The 16,817-nt window shown below is 42.1% G+C and carries 21 protein-coding genes; 9 read left to right on the top strand and 12 right to left on the bottom strand.

What is annotated here, in order from left to right; translation table 11 throughout:
- Nucleotides 1-32 precede the first annotated feature (32 nt).
- Together ACMXYT_RS06045 and ACMXYT_RS06050 are read left to right on the top strand one after the other, a co-directional pair.
- Complete coding sequence (locus ACMXYT_RS06045) at nucleotides 33-1,436, top strand: cryptochrome/photolyase family protein (protein ID WP_415900728.1); 1,404 nt, start codon at nucleotides 33-35, stop codon at nucleotides 1,434-1,436.
- Nucleotides 1,437-1,448: 12 nt separating this feature from the next.
- Nucleotides 1,449-1,685 (top strand): TIGR02450 family Trp-rich protein, encoded by a 237-nt coding sequence (locus ACMXYT_RS06050; protein ID WP_415900729.1) that lies wholly within the window; start codon nucleotides 1,449-1,451, stop codon nucleotides 1,683-1,685.
- Between the two features lie 85 nt (nucleotides 1,686-1,770).
- On the opposite strand, the gene ACMXYT_RS06055 is transcribed toward ACMXYT_RS06050, so the two are convergent.
- Nucleotides 1,771-2,742, bottom strand: coding sequence for a permease (locus ACMXYT_RS06055; RefSeq protein WP_415912028.1), 972 nt, complete (start codon nucleotides 2,740-2,742; stop codon nucleotides 1,771-1,773).
- Between the two features lie 115 nt (nucleotides 2,743-2,857).
- On the opposite strand from ACMXYT_RS06055, the gene ACMXYT_RS06060 reads away from it, so the two are divergent.
- Entirely contained in the window at nucleotides 2,858-3,151 is a 294-nt protein-coding gene (locus ACMXYT_RS06060) for an ArsR/SmtB family transcription factor (protein ID WP_415893967.1), read from the top strand.
- 73 nt (nucleotides 3,152-3,224) lie between these two features.
- Here ACMXYT_RS06060 and folE read toward each other — a convergent pair whose 3' ends face one another.
- Nucleotides 3,225-3,863 (bottom strand): GTP cyclohydrolase I FolE, encoded by a 639-nt coding sequence (gene folE / locus ACMXYT_RS06065; RefSeq protein WP_415888540.1) that lies wholly within the window; start codon nucleotides 3,861-3,863, stop codon nucleotides 3,225-3,227.
- 127 nt (nucleotides 3,864-3,990) lie between these two features.
- Between folE and ACMXYT_RS06070 the strand changes: the two genes are divergently transcribed.
- A complete protein-coding gene (locus ACMXYT_RS06070) occupies nucleotides 3,991-4,458 on the top strand; it encodes a DUF3833 family protein (protein ID WP_415900731.1) in 468 nt (155 codons plus the stop codon).
- Nucleotides 4,459-4,472: 14 nt separating this feature from the next.
- Here the strand turns inward: ACMXYT_RS06070 and ACMXYT_RS06075 are convergent, their stop codons facing one another.
- The 3 genes from ACMXYT_RS06075 to ACMXYT_RS06085 all read right to left on the bottom strand — a co-directional run bounded on the left by ACMXYT_RS06075 (nucleotide 4,473) and on the right by ACMXYT_RS06085 (nucleotide 6,166).
- Nucleotides 4,473-5,312, bottom strand: a complete 840-nt coding sequence (locus ACMXYT_RS06075; RefSeq protein ID WP_415912029.1) for a hypothetical protein — start codon at nucleotides 5,310-5,312, stop codon at nucleotides 4,473-4,475.
- Between the two features lie 39 nt (nucleotides 5,313-5,351).
- Nucleotides 5,352-5,465, bottom strand: a complete 114-nt coding sequence (locus ACMXYT_RS06080; RefSeq protein ID WP_415912030.1) for an FAD-dependent monooxygenase — start codon at nucleotides 5,463-5,465, stop codon at nucleotides 5,352-5,354.
- 212 nt (nucleotides 5,466-5,677) lie between these two features.
- On the bottom strand, nucleotides 5,678-6,166 hold the full coding sequence (locus ACMXYT_RS06085) for a hypothetical protein (protein ID WP_415900733.1): 489 nt from the start codon (nucleotides 6,164-6,166) through the stop codon (nucleotides 5,678-5,680).
- A 378-nt stretch (nucleotides 6,167-6,544) separates the two neighbouring features.
- On the opposite strand from ACMXYT_RS06085, the gene soxY reads away from it, so the two are divergent.
- The 4 genes from soxY (at nucleotide 6,545) to ACMXYT_RS06105 (ending at nucleotide 8,730) form a co-directional block, all read left to right on the top strand.
- Complete coding sequence (gene soxY, locus ACMXYT_RS06090) at nucleotides 6,545-7,000, top strand: thiosulfate oxidation carrier protein SoxY (RefSeq protein ID WP_415900734.1); 456 nt, start codon at nucleotides 6,545-6,547, stop codon at nucleotides 6,998-7,000.
- A 31-nt stretch (nucleotides 7,001-7,031) separates the two neighbouring features.
- Nucleotides 7,032-7,349, top strand: coding sequence for a thiosulfate oxidation carrier complex protein SoxZ (gene soxZ / locus ACMXYT_RS06095; RefSeq protein ID WP_415900735.1), 318 nt, complete (start codon nucleotides 7,032-7,034; stop codon nucleotides 7,347-7,349).
- Nucleotides 7,350-7,475: 126 nt separating this feature from the next.
- Entirely contained in the window at nucleotides 7,476-8,192 is a 717-nt protein-coding gene (locus ACMXYT_RS06100) for a hypothetical protein (protein ID WP_415912031.1), read from the top strand.
- A 10-nt stretch (nucleotides 8,193-8,202) separates the two neighbouring features.
- Nucleotides 8,203-8,730: an elongation factor P hydroxylase gene (locus ACMXYT_RS06105; protein ID WP_415900737.1), complete on the top strand. Its 528-nt coding sequence runs from the start codon at nucleotides 8,203-8,205 to the stop codon at nucleotides 8,728-8,730.
- 46 nt (nucleotides 8,731-8,776) lie between these two features.
- Here ACMXYT_RS06105 and ACMXYT_RS06110 read toward each other — a convergent pair whose 3' ends face one another.
- The gene (locus ACMXYT_RS06110) at nucleotides 8,777-9,124 is read right to left on the bottom strand and encodes a hypothetical protein (protein WP_415900738.1); all 348 of its coding nucleotides are present in this window, start codon (nucleotides 9,122-9,124) and stop codon (nucleotides 8,777-8,779) included.
- A gap of 154 nt (nucleotides 9,125-9,278) precedes the next feature.
- Between ACMXYT_RS06110 and ACMXYT_RS06115 the strand changes: the two genes are divergently transcribed.
- Nucleotides 9,279-9,920, top strand: a complete 642-nt coding sequence (locus tag ACMXYT_RS06115) for a peroxiredoxin family protein (protein ID WP_415900739.1) — start codon at nucleotides 9,279-9,281, stop codon at nucleotides 9,918-9,920.
- Nucleotides 9,921-9,990: 70 nt separating this feature from the next.
- Here the strand turns inward: ACMXYT_RS06115 and ACMXYT_RS06120 are convergent, their stop codons facing one another.
- The 6 genes from ACMXYT_RS06120 to ACMXYT_RS06145 all read right to left on the bottom strand — a co-directional run bounded on the left by ACMXYT_RS06120 (nucleotide 9,991) and on the right by ACMXYT_RS06145 (nucleotide 16,476).
- Nucleotides 9,991-12,678, bottom strand: a complete 2,688-nt coding sequence (locus ACMXYT_RS06120) for an EAL domain-containing protein (protein WP_415900740.1) — start codon at nucleotides 12,676-12,678, stop codon at nucleotides 9,991-9,993.
- A gap of 259 nt (nucleotides 12,679-12,937) precedes the next feature.
- Entirely contained in the window at nucleotides 12,938-13,399 is a 462-nt protein-coding gene (locus ACMXYT_RS06125; RefSeq protein WP_415900741.1) for a copper chaperone PCu(A)C, read from the bottom strand.
- Nucleotides 13,399-14,001, bottom strand: a complete 603-nt coding sequence (locus ACMXYT_RS06130; protein ID WP_415912032.1) for an SCO family protein — start codon at nucleotides 13,999-14,001, stop codon at nucleotides 13,399-13,401. The genes ACMXYT_RS06125 and ACMXYT_RS06130 overlap by 1 nt, the downstream gene beginning before the upstream one ends.
- Before the next feature lie 27 nt (nucleotides 14,002-14,028).
- A complete protein-coding gene (locus ACMXYT_RS06135; RefSeq protein ID WP_415900743.1) occupies nucleotides 14,029-14,517 on the bottom strand; it encodes a hypothetical protein in 489 nt (162 codons plus the stop codon).
- An 89-nt stretch (nucleotides 14,518-14,606) separates the two neighbouring features.
- Nucleotides 14,607-15,620: a CobW family GTP-binding protein gene (locus ACMXYT_RS06140; protein WP_415900744.1), complete on the bottom strand. Its 1,014-nt coding sequence runs from the start codon at nucleotides 15,618-15,620 to the stop codon at nucleotides 14,607-14,609.
- Between the two features lies 1 nt (nucleotide 15,621).
- A complete protein-coding gene (locus ACMXYT_RS06145) occupies nucleotides 15,622-16,476 on the bottom strand; it encodes a DMT family transporter (protein WP_415900745.1) in 855 nt (284 codons plus the stop codon).
- Nucleotides 16,477-16,817 lie beyond the last annotated feature (341 nt).

Below are 16,817 nucleotides of genomic sequence, written 5' to 3' on the forward strand. Positions count from 1 at the left end.
AAATTGATCTATAGTGATAAGGCGAAAACAATATGAAGTTAGTTTGGTTTCGCAACGATTTAAGGACAGGAGACCATCACGCCCTTTATCATGCTTGTAAACAAAGTAATGGTGAGGGCGTTCTAGCTGTTGCAGCGATCACAACGAAACAGTGGTTACTACAGGACGAATCCAAAGCAAAGATTCAGTTCTACTTAGCCAACCTTTCTAAGCTGAGTGATCAACTCAAAGCTCTGAATATCCCCCTTGTTATTGTTAGAGCACCCACCAATAAAGAGCTTCCTGCTGTTTTACTGAATTTAGCAAAACGGCACGGTGTATCAGAACTATTTTTCAATCGTGAGTATCCCGAATTCGAACAAAAGCGCGATGCTGCGGTTATGGAAAGTTTTGTGACGAAGGGTATTCCGGCACAAGCCTTCGACAGCGATCTTATATTTTCCCCGGGTTCTATCCTTACTCAGCAAGGGATGCCTTTTAAAGTTTTTACCCCTTTTAGTCGTGCTTGGCGTAGAAAGTTCTCAGTAGAGTGGGTTGAGGCTCTGCCAGAACCAAAACAACAGAAAAAACTTGAGATAAAGCCTTCTGAACTACCTACAGAAGTAGGTTACTGTTTGGAGTTAGGTGCTGATTGGCAAGAATCTAGCTGGCCTGCAGGAAGTGAGGCAGCACATAAATGCTTGTATCAGTTTATCCATTCAAAGCTAGCGCCTTATCCTGATCATAGAGATATTCCTGGCATTACGGGGACATCTTCTTTATCGCCGTATTTAGCTCAAGGTGTTATTTCCACACGGCAATGCTTAAACGCCATACAGACCTATTCTGAAGATCCAGATTGGTTAGAAAATCAATGGGTGACAGAACTGATTTGGAGAGAGTTTTACCGCCATTTAATTGTGCAGTTTCCAGAGATGAATCGTTGGTTCCCCTTCAAACCTGAAATAGAAAGCAAATTGGACTGGTCATTCGATCAATATTTGTTTGAAGCTTGGTGTCGGGGGGAAACAGGCTACGCCATTGTTGATGCCGGTATGAAGCAATTGAATCAAACGGGTTGGATGCACAACCGAGTTCGCATGATAACGGCTTCCTTTCTAACCAAAATATTGCGTCAAGATTGGCGTCTAGGTGCGCGTTACTTTATGCAGCATCTGATTGATGGGGACTTTGCTTCAAACTTAGGTGGTTGGCAATGGAGTGCTTCGGTTGGAGCTGATGCTGCACCGTATTTCCGTATCTTTAACCCTATGCGACAGGCTGAACGCTTCGACAAAGAGGGTAAGTATATAGCTCAGTGGTTGCCAGATTTGGAAGGATACAACGCTATTCAACAGCATGATCCGCTAATCAGTATGGGCTGTAATAGGCCTCAGCCTATAGTGGATTATGCGCAAGAGCGACGTTTTAGCTTAGATGCTTATAACGCTAAGTAGAGGTCATTCTGAATGGCTTTTTCACCTAAAAGAAATCAAATAAATCCCAATAAATTGCTGTTGTCTAAATGGACAGCTACTGAACCTATCAATAAACGAAAACACTTTATCATAATTGAATTGCTGCGTGATCCAGATACCGAAGAGGTTACAGGTTGTATGATTGAAGCAGTGATCGATAAATATAAAATGCAGATCGATTGGAAAGATCTAAAAAATGCCGAGGTTTGGCGATTGGGCTGGAAATAGCTTTATTTCCTGATGGGCTTATTAGGTGAGTGGGGAGCAGATAATCATGTTTCCAAACATGAATTATCTGCTTAAACCTATGCTATTAGCCGATGACTGTGTTGAGTGTGAAACCGCTGATTACGGCTATTGAGAAGATTACAGCTAAAAATGCGATCATCAGTGGCCAGTAAAATAATCGTCTCAGCAGTATCATTTCAGGAAGGCTTGCGCCGCCGCTACCAATCACTAAAGCGATGATCGCGCCTAAACTAACACCTTTAGCGGCAAACGAACCGATCAATGGCAGCAGCGCGGTCACTCTTATATAAAGTGGAATACCGATCAAAGCAGCCGTTGGGATTGCTACTGGATTATCGGCATTAGCCACTTCGGCAAAAAAATCATCCGGTATAAATCCATGTACAAAGGCGCCGATTAACATTGCGACAAGCATGTATGGGAACATGGTTCGAAAGAGTGACCATGATTCTGCCCAGGCTTTTTTCCAGATAGTTGGTTCCTGTTGAATTCTCTCATTACAGCACTCTGTTTTTGGTGAAGGTGAGCAACTTGAGCCACAGATAGGTTTTGCCTCAAGCATATCGGGTTTGATATGACGTTCGAATCCAAAATACTGCAATAAAACCCCAGCAATAATCGAAGCACTTAAAGCCAGAGCTGCGTACCACAGGGTTACTTCTAGTCCCAGCACAGGAATAAACAACGCTATTACGATTGGGTTCAGAAGGGGCGATGTAAATAAGAACGTCATGGTTGGGCCGAAACCCGCTTTGGCTTTCAATAAACCAATCAGCATAGGTATGGTTGAGCAGCTACAAAAGGGTGTAACAGCACCAAGTCCTGCGGCAGTTAAGTAGCCACGACCATTTCTTCCACCCAGCAGTTGTTGAATTCGTTCGGTTGGCAGTTTTTGATTAATTAAAGCCACACAGTAACTAATCACGATAAATAGGAGCGTCAATTCCAAGAACAGCTGCAGAAACATTTCCAAGCTGGTGGTTAGCATTGATGCGAGTTCAGGGTCTGAAGCATATTTCTCTATATAGCTAAGCATAAATCTATCCTTTTTATTCTATATTTCTAGAATCATGGAAATATAGTCTAGCTCTAACTTTGTTTTGTCAATATATTTCCATTACTATGGAAATATATTGTTGATGGGTTAGGTTATGGAAATTGAATTAGCGGCTAAGCGGTTAGCTGAATTAGGTCATACAACTCGGCTAGAAATCTTTCGTTATCTAGTCCGGGGAGGTAGACAGGGTGTTCCTGTTGGAGAGATTCAATCTGAATTAGGTATTCCGGGGTCGACCTTATCTCATCATATTTCTAGATTGGTTGCTGTGGGATTGGTGTTACAGCAAAGAGAGGGCAGAACACTCTACTGTGTTCCTCAATACCAAGAGTTGGATGGGCTGATCGATTTTCTGAAAGATGAGTGCTGTATCAACGAGAACAAATAGTTTTTAGGTGTTTAAAGCGTCTTATCACCAGACGCTCTAATAGATCTTACCAAATGGCCAATCGGCCTTGTTTTTAAGTTAAAAACTCTGCGCGTGTACGTGCATTAGATTTGAATATTCCACCTAATGCAGTCGTTTCTGTCTGAGAGTTAACATCCATTACACCGCGAGATTTAACGCAGTAGTGCGTGGCGTTGATTGATACAGCAACGTTGTCCGTTTCTAATAGGGTCTGAAGTGCAATAAGGATCTGTTTAGTTAGACGTTCTTGCACTTGCGGGCGCTGACTAAAGAAGCGTACAAGACGGTTAATTTTAGACAAACCTATGATTTTATCCTTAGGGATATAAGCCACTTTAGCTGTGCCATCGATGGTAACAAAATGGTGTTCACAAGAGCTAAGAACACTGATGTCCTTAACTTTCACCATCTCTTCTAGATCCATCTTATTTTCAATCATCGACATATCAGGGAAGTTTTCATAATCTAGCCCAGAAAACACCTCGTAGACGTACATTTTAGCCACGCGATGAGGCGTTTCTGTAAGGCTGTCATCTTCTAGGTTTAACCCTAGCGTCCCAACAACTTCAGTCATTAAGCTCTTTATGCGCTCATACTTTTGCTCCTGTGAAAGGCCGTTATCAATTGTTGGTGTTTCTAGGCCTTTTTCGATCAATTGATCGCGTACAGCAGCTGCTTCAGCAGAGATCATGTTTTATTCCTTACTGATATTAGAGGGGTGCATTATACATGGTTGATCGCTTTTTAGATCAGTTATGATCTGAGCTATCGGTTTTTACGTAATGCTTCAGTAAATAGAGAAACAAAATTTTACTGTAATGAATAAAACTGATTGGCCTGATGAACTTAATCTCTTTGAATATTTCCGCGGCGAAACAATGGCCTATGGGTTATTTGAGGATCGCTTTGGCAATATTCGTCGATTATTTACCGTAGCGATAAAAGGTACAGTGTTGGATGATCAGCTCACATTAGAAGAAGATTTTTTTTACGAAGATGGAGAGTTTGAAAACCGTACTTGGGTTATAAAGCGTGGTCAAAATGCGGTTTACAGTGGAACGGCAGGGGATGTTTTAGGTCGAGCTGAAGGCAAGCAAAGTAAAGCACGTTTTGCCTGGCGTTATGACATGTTGTTAAATGTCAGTGGTCGACAGCATAAAGTAAAATTTGATGACTGGATGTTTTTAATGCCAAACAATGTCCTACTTAACAGGGCAGTAGTCAAAAAGTTTGGCATTAAGTTGGGAACGGTTTTTATCAGCTTTTCGAAAGATACGAAGATCTAGTGACGCGAAGTCAGTTACCTAGATTTGAAGCATGATATAAGCTCTGCTGACAGTTTGTTCGCACTGACCCATGCTCCCTCTAAATCCCCTCCTAGTAGCCAATCACCACAAGCGCCAATATGCGTTGTCTCATCCCAAAGCATGCCATGCTCTGTTTTTGGGTGACGAGAATACAACCACCGATGACAGCGTCTTACTCCTATAACGTTAGCCTCTGGTTTTATAGACAGAAACGCTTGGGTGAGAAGAATTTCTATCTCCTCTTTGGGAAGGTTGATATGTTCTTGGCTCCATTCGGTCTTTGCTTCGATCGACCATATTGCAGAGCCGTTTACACTATTACGTCCAGGTTTAGCGCTTTCTTTGATACAACGATACAAAATAGGGTGATGCTCTGTTATTAGTTGTTCAGGTTGATCTGGTGAGTCTGTTGTTTCAAGCAATGCCACCCAACTGGCTGAAGGAGTAATGGCTTTAGCGGTATTTGAAAAGCGAGGTACTGCTTCTAATAAAGTTGCTGCTTGTTGTGCCGGAGCTGTCACTATAGCGGCATCGAATACACCCAGAGATTCACCTTTTTCATCGCGAAGACGTACCTTTTTTTGGGAGCCGTCAAGTTCTGGCCAGATAAAGCCAACGCGAGTCGCAGGGTGAAAATTAGCGTGTGCCAGTAAGTGTCTGGTTAGGCTACTAAGGCGTGAGCTACCTGTGATTAGATTTGGTGATTGTTGTTTTTCACCGTCGAAACTTTTTGAAATTGGTGACCAAGTTTCTAAAACGCCACTTTCAGCTAACCAAGTAGAAAAGTCACTATTATTTGTTGAGATAAAGGGTGCGCCTAGATCGGCACTCATTTCATCTAATTTACAGCTGGAAAGACGACCACCCGTACCTCAGCTTTTCTCATAAACGCTTACATCAATGCCATTTGAAGTCAAAATGTCGGCAAGAGTTGTACCTGCTAGACCTGCACCAATAATGGCAACATGTGGTTTTGTTTCTGTCATAGTTGTTCGCCGGAATCATAAATAATGAATACCAGAAAACGCTTTAAAGGATTATCTCGAGGAGTAGGGTAGAGCTGAGATTAATATAGATGCTTATGAAAGCACTTGGAAAGCCAAACTTACTTCTCTCCGGTAACAAAGCGTTTACAGGTTGTAATTTAGCTTTGTTACGGCGAAATGAGAGGATTGGATCAGTAGATCAGAAATAGTGATCAGATTAGATCAGGGAAAGGGAAATCATCGCACATCACACGAGGGTGCTGTGTTACTGCAATCGCATGCTGAATGTTTGAGCCTTCTCGCATTGCATTAATAAGCAAGGTTAGAACGAAGGTGATTGAGTAGTATTCAACGTGTGCAGTTAGGAACGGCAGATTGATGTCATCGTGAGCTTGTTTGCTTAGACGAGCTGCTAACTGGGCTGCTTCGCTATCATCGAAACCTTCATCAAGGTTATGAATCAGTTCATAAATTTCGTTTGGAAGCTGTTCATATAGGTAGTTATCAATCTTAAGAATGGTCTTTACAAGCACCGCATGCTCTTTTGCTTCGCTTAGAAAAGGTAAACTAACCTTCTCATTTAAGCGTTCTGCTATTGCGATGTTTTCCTGCTGGGTAAGAAGTTTTCGAGCCGATTTTTTGGCAAAAAAATCTTTAACCAATACTTGGAATTGGTCTTCTGTCAGTGAAATATTTGCCATTGTTTTTCCTTACCTTGTTACTCGCTAAAAACCTTAATTGGATTTTAGGTTAGTTTTGGATGTGAGGATAGGGGGAAGTACTTAAAACTCGATCCTAATCAGTAAAATCTCGTTTATACCAATCGGATTGGTTGGGCTGCCTTCATTGATTATATCGTGGCTAGTCATATCAACATCAAAAGCTTGTTTCGGAGTCGAAAAGCTCTAGAGTCATTTGAACCTGCAATTGAAAGCTCAACGATCATAATTTTATGCAATAGATGTTTTATGTTCTTTCGAGCCATTTTACAACTCGATGAAATTGCGTAAGCTAAAGTGATAGTTCAGTTAAATGGTTTTAGAACTCGACAGAGTGATCGAAGCATTGAGGAAAATGAAATGGGCATAAATCGTCGATCAATGGTCAAAGTGCTTTCACTAGGTGGGGCGATGATCGGTGCGGGTGTTTTGATGCCTCGTATCGCATTAGCTACATGGAAAGCGGCAGCGTTTGAGGCGCAAGATCAAGATACCGCTATAAAAGAGCTTTTAGGCGGGACGCCTGAAGAAAGTGCTGATGTGATCCTGAAAACGCCTGATACGGCAGAAAATGGTGCGATTGTTCCGGTCACTGTACGTACAAGTATCGCCAATGTTGAATCGATCAGCATCTATGTCAAAGATAATCCAGCCCCTCTAGCAGTTGAGTTTAAAATCCCAGAAGGTACAGACGCTGATGTGTCTACTCGGGTTCGAATGGCTCAAAGCTCACGGATCACGGCCGTAGTAAAAGCTGAAGGTAAACTTTATAGCGCAGCGAAAGATGTAACCGTCACAGTCGGTGGTTGTGGTTAAGTATATCTGAGGAATCGTTGGGAGAGTTATTATGGCAACAGGTATTATTCGAGTTAAAACTAAGGTTTCTTCTGGTAAAACCAAAGTTAAAATGATGGCGAAACATGCCATGGAAAGTGGTTTTCGAAAAGACAGCAAAACGGGTGAATTTTTTCCTGCACTCTACCTCCAAGAGCTTCAGGTCGTTCATGCTAGCAAAGAGGTGTTTGCCGTAAACCTAGGACCGACGGTTTCTAGAAACCCATATTTTGTGTTTACGTTTGCAGGCGGAGCAAAAGGAGAAGAGCTTTCTTTTACTTGGGTCGAAAGCAGCGGGAAAACGGCAACAGAAGTAGTCAAAATAAAATAAAGCTCTTAATTAGTAGAAATACAGTTATATTTTTCTATCTAAATAGCGATTCCTTTCCAAAGCTTCCAACTGTCGAACAATGGGTTAAAATAGCGTCTTTCGATCTGCAAGGTCAGGAGAGACGCAGTGTCCTTTTCTAAAGTTTTTGTTTTTTGCTCGGTACTTATTCTTACCGCGTGTAACTCGGCGGGCGTTAAATCCCAATCCGACGTTGCCAATGCAAACAGTACAGGCCAACCGAGCGTTTCAACACCAGAGAAACCTGCACCCAAGCCAGCAACAAAACCTTCGCAGTCTTCAGAGCTTCAACCTGCGAGTCAGTTGGATATCATTGCTAACCGAATGACAGCGGTGCAAGACCATCTATTGCAGCTTAAATCTCAAACGGGTCAACTTCAGCAACAAAATAAAGAGTTGGCGCTTCAGCTTCAGGGCTTAGCGAGTGAAGTTCAAGCTATGGCTGTTGAGCCTGATACGACAGGTCAATCTGAGCCCGTATCGCCCGACGCATTTAATGGTGTGTTGGATCAAATCACTATGATGGCGAATGAGCTCAGTAGCCAAGTGCAGGATGGGGCATTCCGTATCGCATCAGCCTACACCTCAAAAGGGCAGTGGGTGTTAATTCGTTTCCACCGTTTCACGGGTGAAGCTTGGTTAGCCGATAAAGGCCAATGGCACTTACTTGAAGAGAGCGGAAGTACCGGCACAGCAGAATATGAAGTTGTGCTATTACGTGCTGATAATGATGTAAAAGGTTATGTCGCAGCAAGAATAAACCGTATTAGCGGTGATACTTGGTGGTTGAAACAAAATACTTGGCAGCCTTATATTAGTAATTAATAGGTTATAAGTGAAAGAACCGAATGTTGATGAGTTGATTACTCTTTTTAATCAGCTCTTTAAAACCTCCCTAAATACGATTCTTGTAAAAGGGGATGATGAACCAATCTACCTGCCTGCTGATCGAGATAACCAGCATCATCGGGTTATTTTTGCTCATGGTTTCTACGCGAGTGCGTTGCATGAAATCGCCCATTGGTGTGTTGCTGGTCCTGAGCGTCGAAAATTAGAAGATTTTGGTTATTGGTATAAACCTGATGGTCGCACTGCTGACGAACAGGCTGAATTTGAAAAAGTAGAAATTCGACCGCAAGCGTTTGAGTGGTTAATGTCTAAAGCTGCAGGGCACAAGTTTAACTTTAGTGCGGATAATCTATCTTCTGATATCGGGGCGAGTGAAAGTTTTAAAACCAATGTGCTTTCCACTGTTCATGAACTACTTGATCAGGGTTTACCTGAACGTGTGGGTATGTTGGTGGAAGCGTTAAGGCAACAAAGTGGCCGGCTACCTTTGGAGAAAGAAGAGTTCTCTATCTGATCTTTCCTTTTCTCTCTTATTCTCTTATAAAAAGTATGCTGGTTTATTAGTATGACCAGCTACCTTGCTCTTCTATCAGTATTTCTTCCGGTTCACGAATCACTTGCAGTAAACCAGATTCATAAACGCTGTAGGTGATATTACCGTTTTGAAAACGGTAACCAAGAAACCGACATGGGGTAATGCCATCAGCGCAAGTTTGATGCAGAGATCTACCTTTTAAGTGGATACTGTTTCCAGATCTCTTCGATGTGCCTGTATAAGAGATATCTTCACAACTAACTTCGCCTTCATCGCAATGCTTAGTTATAACAATTTTGTAGTTCTCTGTTTCAAGCATCTCGCCAAATGCAGTACTGGTTAGGAAGAATAGGGCGATCGCAACAATTCTCATAACACCACTCATTAATTTATCAGTTTCTAAACTATAGAAGCGACTCTTGGGTACAACACATTATAAAGATATTTAAGAAGATGGGCTTTGTTGGTTTTATGAACTAACGCGATGTGAGGGGGTCTATGAAGCTCACATAGAAGATGGGATTAATATGTCGTATCTAATCGAAAAGTTAATATCCACCCCGAGCAAACAAGAGTTAACGCGGCGCCAATGGCTTAAATCAGCCGCTTTGGCGACTGCAGGAATAGGTGCATTTGGACTTTTGTCTGGTCCATCCGTAGCTAAAGAAAATACTCGTGGCATCAAGGGACGAATAGCGCCTGAGTTGAATGTGAATCATTGGATCGATGGCCAAGGGAATAAGACTGAACCGTTTTCGATTTCCGAACATAGAGGCAAATGGATCTATTTGAAGTGCTTTCAGGAATGGTGCCCTTCTTGTCACTCTGTTGGCTTTCCAAATTTGCAGAAGCTGAAAGCTGCCTTCCCTGATGACGACAAAATTGTAGCGGCGGTTATCCAAACAACATTTGAAGGTCACTCTATCAATAGTGCTGGTGCTTTACGTAAGAATCAGCTGAAATATGGTCTGGAACTGCCTTTTGGTCATGATCCGGGTAACCCTAATCTACCTCGAACCGATCCAGGCCATTTCCCAAATACAATGGTTAATTATCGTACAGGTGGAACCCCCTGGGTTACGTTGATCGATCCGATCGGCGTGGTAGCCTTTGATGGTTTCCATATCGATATCGATCAACTGATAAGTTATTTAAAAGAACATGCTTAACATTTTGGTATCACTATCTGAATGAAGGAATACTGACGTTGTCAGTATTCCTAAGTGATTTAGCAAAGTGTTAAGCGGTTAACGTTTCGCAGGTTAAGTATTTTTCTAAATCTTCTTCATTTAGAGGTTTGCTGAAATAGTACCCTTGGTAATGTTTACAGCCCTGTTTCAACAATAATTGTTGTTGTTCTAATGTCTCTACGCCTTCAGCTATTACGGAATAGCCTAGCTCGTGGGTCATAGAGATTATATTACCGACAATAACCGCATCGTTAGGATCTGTAGTGATATCGTTGATAAAGCTTTTATCAATCTTTAATTCGTCTAGAGGCAGTAATCTCAAGTAGGTAAGGGAGGAATAGCCTGTCCCAAAATCATCCATAGATATTTTGACACCTAGCTCTTTTAACGAGTGCATTTTAGTAATGGCTGATTCAGTATCATCAATGATTACACCCTCTGTTATTTCTAGCATCAGTTCCTCGGGTTTTATCTGGAAACGATGAATACTGGCTTTCACATCGTTAACGAAGTTAGCTTGATTAAACTGTAGCGGGCTGACGTTAACAGCGATATAGCGAAGAGGCTTACCTTGGGTATACCACTTTTTCATTTGGCTACAAGCTTGTTCAATTACCCAATGACCTAGTGGGATGATTAAACCGCTTTCTTCTGCAATAGGTATAAATTCGTCAGGAGAGATAAAGCCTCGTTTAGGGTGGTTCCAGCGGAGCAGTGTTTCAACACTTTCGCATTCCCCCTCAGAATTTACCTGAGGCTGATATACCAAATTCAATTCGTTATGGGTAATTGCGTAGCGTAACTCTGCTTCTATTCGCAGACGCTCATCTGCTTTGGTTTGCATGTCTTTTTCGAAGAAGCAGTAATGGTGTCTACCGTTTGATTTAGCTTGATACATCGCTGTATCTGCTTGCTTCAGTAGTTCTTCAGCACCAAATTGAGCTTGATTGAAGAAGGTAATGCCTATGCTGGTGGTGATGTGGAAGTGGTTTGAATTCAGCTTGAACGGTACATCTAATGCCTCAATAATTTTGTTAGCAACAATTCGTGCGCGTTCATAAATCTGTTCTTGATTTAGACGGGGCAGAGTGACAATGACTACAAATTCATCACCACCCAAGCGGGCAATAGTGTCCTCTTTTCGTAAGCATTCAATGAGTCTGTTCCCAACCTGAATGAGAAGTTCATCTCCGATACTGTGACCTAATGAGTCATTCAGATGTTTGAAATGATCCAAATCCAAGAACATTACAGCGCCACTGCAACGCTGCCTTTCGGCACTAGCAAGGCGCTGGTTTAGGCGATCATAAAGTAACCGTCTATTGGGAAGGCCCGTCAAAGGATCAAAGAAGGCCAATTTTTTAATTTGAAATTGGCTTTCTAAAAGCTGTTCTGTTTTGCGGTTGAACCAATGGGTTAAAGCACCTAGCTCCCCTTTATCCGTAGTTTTTATTAATTGTTGCGAACGATGATTGTCTGATAAGCCTGCTTGTAGCTGTTGGGTAAGTTTAAATAGAGGCCATGTAAGATGGTAACGAAGTAGGGCCCACACCAATCCCATGGCTATTAGCACAATAAAAATTGTTGCCATAAGAAGTTGATTAAACAGTGTTTTGGCATCTTTCCGGGCTGAACTATTAGGCATCACTGTAACAATTTGCCAAGCGGTTTTAGGCATAGTGGTTACCGTGACAAATACAGCTTCGTTTAAAAAATAATCTTGCTCTATGAGCTCATGACTCCGTTGTGCTGTTAGAGTTTCTGGTCTGTTTAGTAAAGAGGCAATGATCGTAGCTTCGGGTAGGTCTATTTGGTAGCTGTCGTTTGCTAGCTCTGTGGCAAGGGTATTGATTTCAAAGCTATTTGGTGGAATTAAGGATCTGTTCTGCAAGCGAATTAATCTTGCAAAAGGCTCGAAGGTAATAAATTTTTCAGCGAGCTCTTCCATCGTGATGTACGGTAAAAGGCTTCCATTTTCCGAAGGCGTTTTGGATAAACGTGCGAGCTTGTCATCAGGGAACGCTAGAAATCTGCCGTTGTGGTCAAGTGCGAATGCATAACCGCCAAACTCCTGAGTGGCGTCATGCAGCAAACGTTGGAGCCCTTCTAGCTTGAGATCAACGGTAGTAGCGCCTAAGAACTTGTTATTGTTATAGAGAGGCGCTGTGACAGTAACCATAGGTTGTAGTGAATAGGGGTCTGTATAAGATTTTGACCAGTAACGTTGATTTTGACCTAAATGCTGAGCTGGTACGTACCATTCTTCATGGTGATAGCCGTTACCTTGAGGCTGATTGTAATCGTTATAAAAGCTCAATTTGCCGTTTTGATCTCGCCCCCAAAAGTGGCTATTTCGTTCAAGGTTTTTATTAAAAGTGTAAGGCTCTGGCCATGTTCCTCCGCCCGCGATTAGATGTTTGGAGCCTGCCCTATCGAGAAGGGAAAGCATTAAAGAGGCAAAACGTTCATCTTCGGCAGGGATCACTTTGGCGATATCAGCCATGGATATCACGATTGATTCTGCAATCGTGGTTCTCTGGTTGAGTTCAGAGACCACTTTATCTCCCGCCTTACTCAGTTTTAAGTAGGCTTGGTTTTCAATTAGGTGGTCACCAATAGCGCTTACTACAGCGATGATGGTCACCATAATTAGAAAAAAGATGGTCAGGAAAATTGCAGAAACGCGAAATTGCAGGCTGTGGTACCAATGGATATTGAAATCAGGTGTACTACGCATAGCTCAGCCTCCTGCTGATCTAACTCTTATCCTTAGAATGGCGGTGATCTCAAATATTAGGCCGTTCCAAGTTGCCTTGTGGACATACAGTCTGATTACAAAGTAGTACAGATATAACGCAGTTGCGAGAGAACGAGAAATTAATTTTGTATGGCTAGTAAGGAGGGGATTTGGGGAGAGGTTGCAGTTTGAAGATTAGCTTTTGAACACTTCTATAAAAAGGCCCTGTAAAAACAGGGCTTTTTAAATTATTGCGCTCTTAGTGGTGATGGTGGGAGTGCATACCGTCCATTATCTTTTTAACGGGAGCTTCAATTTTTAATTGAGTTCCATCAGAAAAGCTCAGTTCAAATTCTACATTTTCACCAACCGTGAGGTCTTGTCTTAGATTGATAAGCATAATGTGATAACTACCTGGCTTTAAGCTCACTGACTGCTGAGCAGCAACTTTGATGCTGTCTACCTGACGCATCATCATCGTACCGTCTTTCATCACATGATTATGCAACTCTACTGCATCTGCTACGTTACTAGACGCACTTTTAAGATCTACATCTTCAGAATTATTATTGGTAATAGTAACAAAGGCAGCAGTCGTTTTAGTTCCCGGGGGAATAGCTCTTACATAAGCGTCGTTTGTGGTGATCTCGGCCATTGTAGTAAAAGAGGTTAGGCTGAGAATCGCTGCCATAAAAGTAGTTAGCAGAGTCTTTTTGCTCATTATGTTTCCTCGCTTAGTAGCGCTTGAATTTCTTTAGTCAGTTCAATAGGGGTTAATGCATGACTTAAGGCTTTGGATAATTTGCCATTCTGATCAATTAGATAAAGGCGAGAAGAATGGTCTACAGCATAGCCTAGCGCCGAATCTTTTAATTCGACCATACGATAAAAAGCACCGTACTGTTTTACAACGCTATCAATTGTTGCTCGATCTGCTGTGGCGCCATGAAAATTAGGGTGGAAGTAGCTTGCGTATTTAGATAGCTTCTCCGGAGAATCTCTATCCGGATCTACACTCATAAAAATTCCCACTACGTTTTCTTGCTGAGCAGGTGTTAGGTCCTTAAGTCCTTGGGCCGCTACAGCTAGGGCTGTAGGGCAAACATCTGGACAAGAAGCATAGCCAATAAAAAACAGTACAACTTTGCCGCGGTAATCTTCTAGCTTTAGTTCGCCTTGTTCAGCCTGAAGGGTAAAGTCCCCGCCCAATTTTTCACCCAATGCGATGCGTTGTTCTACAGGTTGTGGACGTAGATAAAAAGCTAAAGCCACACCTGCCAGCATAACGAGTGTTAGTAGAAGAAGATTTCTTAAAGTGGTCATTTAATCATCTGTCCTATAGGTTAAGGGTTATCGGGCATCAAACTCGAAATTGGCTTGTGTAATTTGTCCCTGTTCTTCAATCTTAATGGAAGATACCCAAGTCATCTTTCCGGTTGTACAAATTGGGAGGGTGATACTCCCTTGCCATCTGTTGTCCGTACCTGGGATCTTTGTTAGTAAAGTTTGGTTGACTCCCATGTACATCGATTTACCTTGAAGGTCGACCAGGACCTGTTCGGCAGCAATATTTTCGATAGTTACATCAAACAATAATGGTTTACTTGAACTGATCTCTTCTGCAACGATCGATAGCCCCACTTGCTGATTATTATCAGCCGCAAGGCATTTTCCTTGATGCAGATTGCACTCAGGAGCTGTTAGCAATTGACGAGTGTGAGGGGGCGTTTCTTGTAACAGCTGCGGCAGATAGATTATGGAGCCCAACCCGATGATTATGACAAAGATAATCAAAATCTGTAGGGGGAGGGTATTACGACCCTGAGTTGGTTCGTTCATATATTTGTTCCTGAGTACTGCTATAGTCTACGTTCTTCTAGTGTGACAACAAAAGTGACAAATTGTCGCACCAAGAATACATCTTTTTATTAGTTAGTGATGCAACTTACTAATTGTTGTTCAAAGCTTTTCCAATCATGTGCTTGGTGGGAAATAACTTCGATCCGGTTATCCCTTCGATAAGCGATGGTTTCTATACTAAGTTCATTGCCTACTTGATTAAAGAATTTCCAGCCTTGATCGGTATGAAATACACCTTTGACTCGGTCTACATTTTCAATATCTTTTAGAATCGTTTTGAGCTTGGCAGTCGAGAATTTATCATCAGGATTAAATATCCACCCCATTGTATGTAAACCGTCATTCACATTACCTTTATGAAACGGAATTTTAGGCCGAGGCTGAAATAGCATACCGATCATTGGAGTTGCACTATTATCCTCCTTAGATAAGTGTCGGTGTTGCTGCTGTTGTGATTCAGTTTCTTTGGCTGTGTGAGTGAAATCTAGAAGTGAAAGCTCAATTTGCCCTTGGGTAGTTACTATTTGCTTTTGTTTTGGAGGATAAAGCCCTGCCATTTTTTGTTCTGTAGCAGAAACTTGTTCTGAAGAAGCAAGATCTGTTTTGTTTAATACAATTACGTCGGCTAAATTAATTTGGTCCTGATACGTAGGGTGCTCAGTTATCTCGTTGTTTTCGATCGAGCGAGGGTCAACGAGGCAGATAATTGCGCGTAGTTCTAAAACATCTTGGAAATGTTCATTTTTCAGAGTATCTACGATGCCAGCAGGGTGGCCTATACCAGTTGGTTCAATGATGAGTCGGTCAGGTTTTGTTTGCCTTAGCAGTGTCGCCAGCGTTGAGGTTAGGCTGGGGCCTAACGTACAACAAATACAACCACCAACGAGCTCTTTTACTTTCACCCCTTCGTTACTTTGCGTTAGGACTGCTTGGTCTATGCCTATTTGACCAAATTCATTCACTAAAATGGCCCAATTTTCGTCTTCGGGCTTTTGAGCTAGCAGATGATTTAGAGCTGTTGTTTTACCTGTCCCTAAAAAACCTGTGATGATGTTGGTTGGAATATTTTTTAATTGGGACATCTCAGGTTCTCTTCTTATAGATTGAAGGCAGCTGTGATAGCAGCATACCAAATAACATTAAGCCGCAGCCTAGTATGCCCAGCGCGCTGAACTGCTCTTCAAGAATCAACCATCCACCAAATGCAGCGGCTACAGCTTCAAGGCTCATAATGATCGCTGCATGAGCTGGAGGGGCATGTCTTTGGGCAAAAATTTGTAATGTGTAAGCAATGCCTACAGAAATAAAGCCTGCATAAGCAATAGGCCCCCAAGAGTTGAATGCGTTATTCAGCGTAAAACTATCAGATTCGATAGTCATCGCTACGAGTCCACTAAAACTTGCACAAACTAAAAACTGAATGATGGCTAATCGAAGGTTATCAAGTTTTGGAGCTAGTTTTGCAATAAGCAGCACGTGTATAGCCCAGCAAGCGGCTCCCAGTAACTCTAATATATCTCCAAAGTTTATGGCGCTGAGGTCCCGGAAGCTAAGAACATACAAACCGAGAACAGCAAATAGCCCACCTAGCCAAGTGTTGATATTAGTTGTTTGCCCTAGTGCTAAACCAATGATGGGTACGAGGATGATATATAGTCCTGTGATAAAGCCTGCATTACCAGCAGTTGTATAGACTAAGCCTGCTTGCTGAAATGAGGCACCGGCAAAAAGGACTAGTCCAGCTAAAGTGCCGCTTATTACTAGAGTTCTATTATTAGTGCAGTGATCTGACCTTTTAAACAAAAACAAAAGAGGGAGTAGGGAGCAGGCACCAAGCAGAAATCTTAATGCGTTAAAGCCGAATGGCCCTAAAGATTCCATTCCAAGTCGTTGTGCTACAAATGCAAATCCCCAGATGCATGCAACTAAGAGCAACATGAGATCTGCTTGTATTTTTTGCGAATTCATAGGCTAAATTTGAGCGTTATAGATGAGGCGCTAAAGGTACTCTATAAGAGAGAGAAAGATAAATCATATTTTTGAAAAAATGGTGTTGCTAATCATTCTCAATAGCATTAATATCGTAGTCGCTCATAAGTGATAGGCAATGAACGACCTCACCTCACTGACATTGCCGACCCTAGCGTCAACTTTCACTGCTCACTGAAAGTTGACGCTGACATTGATACTCCCCTCGATTATCAGTGTCGCAAGCTGAACTCTCACCGGTTTAGTTTATTTCAAAAAGCCGGATCATTTGATCCGGCTTTTTCTTCCTA

This window comes from Neptuniibacter sp. QD37_11 (genome assembly GCF_047778105.1).
Taxonomy (GTDB): Bacteria; Pseudomonadota; Gammaproteobacteria; order Pseudomonadales; family Balneatricaceae; genus Neptuniibacter.

Coding starts and splice junctions, on each gene's coding strand:
- ACMXYT_RS06045 (WP_415900728.1), top strand. CDS start 33: ATGAAGTTAGTTTGGTTTCGCAACGATTTAAGGACAGGAGACCATCAC.
- ACMXYT_RS06050 (WP_415900729.1), top strand. CDS start 1,449: ATGGCTTTTTCACCTAAAAGAAATCAAATAAATCCCAATAAATTGCTG.
- ACMXYT_RS06055 (WP_415912028.1), bottom strand. CDS start 2,742: ATGCTTAGCTATATAGAGAAATATGCTTCAGACCCTGAACTCGCATCA.
- ACMXYT_RS06060 (WP_415893967.1), top strand. CDS start 2,858: ATGGAAATTGAATTAGCGGCTAAGCGGTTAGCTGAATTAGGTCATACA.
- folE (WP_415888540.1), bottom strand. CDS start 3,863: ATGATCTCTGCTGAAGCAGCTGCTGTACGCGATCAATTGATCGAAAAA.
- ACMXYT_RS06070 (WP_415900731.1), top strand. CDS start 3,991: ATGAATAAAACTGATTGGCCTGATGAACTTAATCTCTTTGAATATTTC.
- ACMXYT_RS06075 (WP_415912029.1), bottom strand. CDS start 5,312: ATGAGTGCCGATCTAGGCGCACCCTTTATCTCAACAAATAATAGTGAC.
- ACMXYT_RS06080 (WP_415912030.1), bottom strand. CDS start 5,465: ATGACAGAAACAAAACCACATGTTGCCATTATTGGTGCAGGTCTAGCA.
- ACMXYT_RS06085 (WP_415900733.1), bottom strand. CDS start 6,166: ATGGCAAATATTTCACTGACAGAAGACCAATTCCAAGTATTGGTTAAA.
- soxY (WP_415900734.1), top strand. CDS start 6,545: ATGGGCATAAATCGTCGATCAATGGTCAAAGTGCTTTCACTAGGTGGG.
- soxZ (WP_415900735.1), top strand. CDS start 7,032: ATGGCAACAGGTATTATTCGAGTTAAAACTAAGGTTTCTTCTGGTAAA.
- ACMXYT_RS06110 (WP_415900738.1), bottom strand. CDS start 9,124: ATGAGAATTGTTGCGATCGCCCTATTCTTCCTAACCAGTACTGCATTT.
- ACMXYT_RS06115 (WP_415900739.1), top strand. CDS start 9,279: ATGTCGTATCTAATCGAAAAGTTAATATCCACCCCGAGCAAACAAGAG.
- ACMXYT_RS06120 (WP_415900740.1), bottom strand. CDS start 12,678: ATGCGTAGTACACCTGATTTCAATATCCATTGGTACCACAGCCTGCAA.
- ACMXYT_RS06125 (WP_415900741.1), bottom strand. CDS start 13,399: ATGAGCAAAAAGACTCTGCTAACTACTTTTATGGCAGCGATTCTCAGC.
- ACMXYT_RS06130 (WP_415912032.1), bottom strand. CDS start 14,001: ATGACCACTTTAAGAAATCTTCTTCTACTAACACTCGTTATGCTGGCA.
- ACMXYT_RS06135 (WP_415900743.1), bottom strand. CDS start 14,517: ATGAACGAACCAACTCAGGGTCGTAATACCCTCCCCCTACAGATTTTG.
- ACMXYT_RS06140 (WP_415900744.1), bottom strand. CDS start 15,620: ATGTCCCAATTAAAAAATATTCCAACCAACATCATCACAGGTTTTTTA.
- ACMXYT_RS06145 (WP_415900745.1), bottom strand. CDS start 16,476: ATGTTGCTCTTAGTTGCATGCATCTGGGGATTTGCATTTGTAGCACAA.